We start from the raw sequence: 4022 nt of genomic DNA, 5'->3' as shown, positions 1-4022 counted from the left end.
TCTTCTTCCTCACTCTCAATTGAATGTATGTCAGCAAATGCACGTGACAAAGCTAGGGATGAAAATCTTGTAGTTATTGTTACCCATAGATTTTGGGCGAGGCAGGCGAAAATTGGCGCTAGTTTGGCTCATGCAGGGTTGCGAGTGATTGTCTTGTGTTATGAGGATATTCCTCAACCTGTTCCTTGGGCAGAACAAATAATTCATTATAAAACTGATGAAGAATGTTTAACGCTGGCTACGAAATTTAATCCAATTGTCTATCATGTATTTAGTCATTGGTCTTTTGACTTGGTTGAGAAGTTCACACGGTATAAACCTGGCCCAATCGTTATGGATAATTATGATGTTTTAAGTGGTATCATTCATAATGATCATCCAGTCTATTCCCGCGACCAGAAAATAGAATTAAAAGCCTCTTTAGCTGCGGATGGTCATGCTTGTCGTTCGCTGGAAAATAAACGCTTGCAAGAAGCATATGGAAAATTACCTGGTTTATGTGGTTTTTTCCCGGATTCATGCTGGAATGACCCAAAGATAGAAGAACAACAATCTTTTTTGGGAGAGTGCCAGAATGATGAATTCCACATTGTTTTTCAAGGGAATGTCTGTACTGATTTTGAAAATTCCAATCTTACAACGAATTTTCACCCTTGGTTGGCTCAGCACTTTAAAGCACAAAAGATCCATTATCACCTTTTTCCTGCCAATAATCATAAAGATACAGAAAGTGCAAAGTTGTATCGCTATCTCGTTGAGGAAAACAAAGATAATCCATATTTCCATCTGCACTATACATTAGATATGAATGCGTTAACTGTTAAGTTATCGCAATATGATGCGGGCCTGTTAATTATGTCTAAAGATGTCGATGGAAAAGATGATGGTGTGTATACTACGAAGAAATATAAATATTGTATTGGTAATAAGATATTTGATTTCTTTGATGCTGGTATTCCTACACTGATTTTTCCTGCATGGTTTTCAAACCGTATCGCTGTACGACATGGAGGTGCTAGAGTAATTCAACGTGATGATCTGTTGAATATTAGAACCTTTCTAGAAGGACTGAATTGGAGAGAGTTGAAGCAAAAAGCCATTATTTCACGCAAGAAGTATGATCATCGAAAAATTGGGCCGAGATTATACGCATTTTATAAAAAAGTACAGCATAGAGCTTATGCATCTTTTAGTTGAGTTTCATTAAAATAATGCATATTACGCGCTTCCCATATTTTATGTTCATCACATAGATTGAGAATATCCATTTTATGCTCGTCATTCTGATGTAAATTTGTGAATTTTAAGAAAAATCCATCTGTTTGAAAAAGGTTATAGGCTTTTGGCTGCATCCAGATATCTTTGGCTCTTTGTGTATTATTAAGGCGATAATATGCAAGACCAATTATTGTCTGACAAAGAGGAAACAGAGTGTCAAAGTTTACATTTTTTAATATGGACAATCCTTTTATCGGCCCGTCTATCAAAATTGTCAAAATAATATGCCAACCTAATATGGCCAGATGATCAGGATATTGTTCTCTAGCTTTTGTTATTACGTGTGTGGCATATTCTTTATCCCCTGTATGATAAGAAAATATTGCAAGATTTGTTAGGGCATTAGGCTGTTTATCAATAGCTTGTATGGAAATGCGATTCTTTATGCAGTTGTTTTTATCACGTAGTAGATGAATATTAGGTGTTACTAGCGATTTGATTAATAAATCCTGACATAAAGAAATAGGGTATTCCATTTCCTCAACCCTATCAAAAATTGTGTTAAAAAGATCGTCATCTATTTGATCTTGCAAACTAGGATGATCAAGTATTGTAAAGAGACCCCAATGAAATATTTCACGTGAGGTTCCATCGGCTGATAAATCATAAGATTTTAGCTCTTTGATAATATTTTCTTTCTGTTCAGGAGCATTCATCAGTTCTAGGAACGCAGTTGCTGATAGACGTTTCTCATCCCTCTTGTCCAAGTTAGTCATACCCATATAGTAACTTGAAATTGCATCGATTGAAGCTGCTTTAATTAAGGGAATTTGGGCTAAGAGTGAATTTATAATTGCTTGCTGAGCTTCAACTTTATGTACATGTGTTCTCGCAAGGCTGTAACGTATCTGATGAAAAATACGTGTTAAAGATCCTCTCAAAGCTTCTCTTACCGCTGAATGACTATTGGTTTCAATACTTGTATCATGCGAGATGAAAGGTAACTGAAATATTCCGTAGATTTTTTCAATAGAAATATATTGTGTGCGATCTTTAAATTGGCTGAGTTGTTTTTCAAAATCATTCATAACTTTGATGAAAGTATTTATGATCTCGCGAACAACATCCAAGTCTATTAGAGACATAGGGTTATGGAGAGGAAGGGACTTGGAAAAATCAAAAGAGATATCTTTAGGCAATGTTTGGCAATATTCAATGAATTTGTCTTTAGTAAAAGGAATCGTTCCATGTATCTTTGCCCCGTCAGAGCAATTGTAAATATTCGCAGGTTGTTGAAGTAAGCCTGTTTCTAAGCGATTGCGCATATAGACCAATAAGTCATTTGATTGTATAGGCGATGAAAAATTACCTGGGATTTGAAACTTTAAATCTCCAGAAGATGAACCTCCTGAAGCGATTAAAAATTGTCCTTTTTTATGGCCGTGGGTATGCTTTTTTCCGTAGATTACTCCTTCTACATAATTCTTTTCTGGGTGACGGCTGCCAAAATCCAGACCAAAGAGGAAAATATCTTTATGTCCTATAGCTATAGCTGCTTTTACGCTGGTATTTGTTGCAGATGGGGCGACATTTTTCATTTGTGTCATGTTGGGGCAAATGGCAGACATTAATGCGGTTCCTTCACGCAGAAAGAAAATCTTTTTCTTAAAGCAATCTGCTGCTCCGGGAGTGATGGTTGAAGAAGCGATTAATGTAATGTCATCTAAACAATATATTTGATTAAGGCGTGTTAGAATCGTTTGAACTGCAGGGACATTTTCCAACTCACAATGAAAATCAGGATAAATTCCATTTATCAACAAGGGTTCTAGTGAGGTGCCTGATGAATATAAAGTAAATTTGTGACGATTTATTTTTATCAGTTCCATTGAGTCATCTAATGAGGGTCCGCTACCTATTATTAAAGCAGGCTTATCAATGGACATATGGCGCGCTGGAGCATCATCCAGAAATTGAAATTGATATTGTGAAAAGTTTTCAAGATGATTTTGGATATGTGTGACTTCGTCTTCTATCCATCCATTATAATTTAATAGATTGGCTTTTGATGATCTAAAACGATTTAAAATTTTGGTAAAAACAGGGTGGGAATAATGTTGGTAAATTTGACTACCTTCAATCAAACCGAAATATTGGTCTTTTAGAGTGTCCTCAAGGATGGAATAAAGAAGAACATAATCTTCTTCGAAGTAGAATTTTATATTAATCCCTTTAATAAATGCCTTGTTTATGAAGGTCGCCCAGTCAAAACAGTGCATAGATTGATAAAAGAATTCGAAATTTGGTTCAATAATCAGGATTTCTTTTGCGTCAGAATTTTCACATAAATCAGGCAGGTAATAGCCGAGCCCTAAGCCAAGGCAAACCAGATGACTTGTGACTTCGAATTTAGGCGGTTTAGATTCAATAAAACTGTTTGAAGTATTAGCTAGTTGAAATGAAATATACTGTGAAACATCAATATTCATTTCGAGTATACGAGAATATTTATTTTGCTTATGCATGAAATCGGAAAATTGTATGCGAAAAGGGCGAGATAAATATTGTTCTATATGTTGTTGAGAATATGTGATCGCGTCAGGAGAATATAACGGACCATCCGATGTTTGAAGGTTCAGCGTTTTATCATCAATATTACCTGTAATATGTGTTGTTGATGGTGAAAAGTATTGTATTAGTTCGACAACATTTGGGCGTAAGAATGGCTTTAGGGCAAAATAATTATTCATAAAAAATTTTGAGGGAGCCATTTTTTTTTACCTTTAATTTTAACAATCATCTAC

The 4022-nt window shown here is 35.3% G+C and carries 2 protein-coding genes; one reads left to right on the top strand and one right to left on the bottom strand.

Annotation, left to right across the window (positions count from 1 at the left end):
* Positions 1 to 1197: hypothetical protein (locus tag E1160_RS00535; protein WP_218048617.1), on the top strand; the 1197-nt coding region annotated here is incomplete at its 5' end.
* On the opposite strand, the gene E1160_RS00530 is transcribed toward E1160_RS00535, so the two are convergent.
* Complete coding sequence (locus E1160_RS00530) at positions 1179 to 3989, bottom strand: motility associated factor glycosyltransferase family protein (RefSeq protein ID WP_155153042.1); 2811 nt, start codon at positions 3987 to 3989, stop codon at positions 1179 to 1181. The two genes, E1160_RS00535 and E1160_RS00530, sit on opposite strands and share 19 nt — an antisense overlap.
* Positions 3990 to 4022: the final 33 nt, after the last annotated feature.

Source organism: Curvivirga aplysinae (assembly GCF_009711445.1).
Lineage (GTDB): Bacteria > Pseudomonadota > Alphaproteobacteria > UBA8366 > Aestuariispiraceae > Curvivirga > Curvivirga aplysinae.
Note: the sequence above shows the minus strand (reverse complement) of the source record. Positions and strands in the feature narration are given on the sequence as shown.

Bases quoted from the DNA above. Each gene is read 5' to 3' on its own strand.
- E1160_RS00530 (WP_155153042.1), bottom strand. From the start codon at position 3,989: ATGGCTCCCTCAAAATTTTTTATGAATAATTATTTTGCCCTAAAGCCA.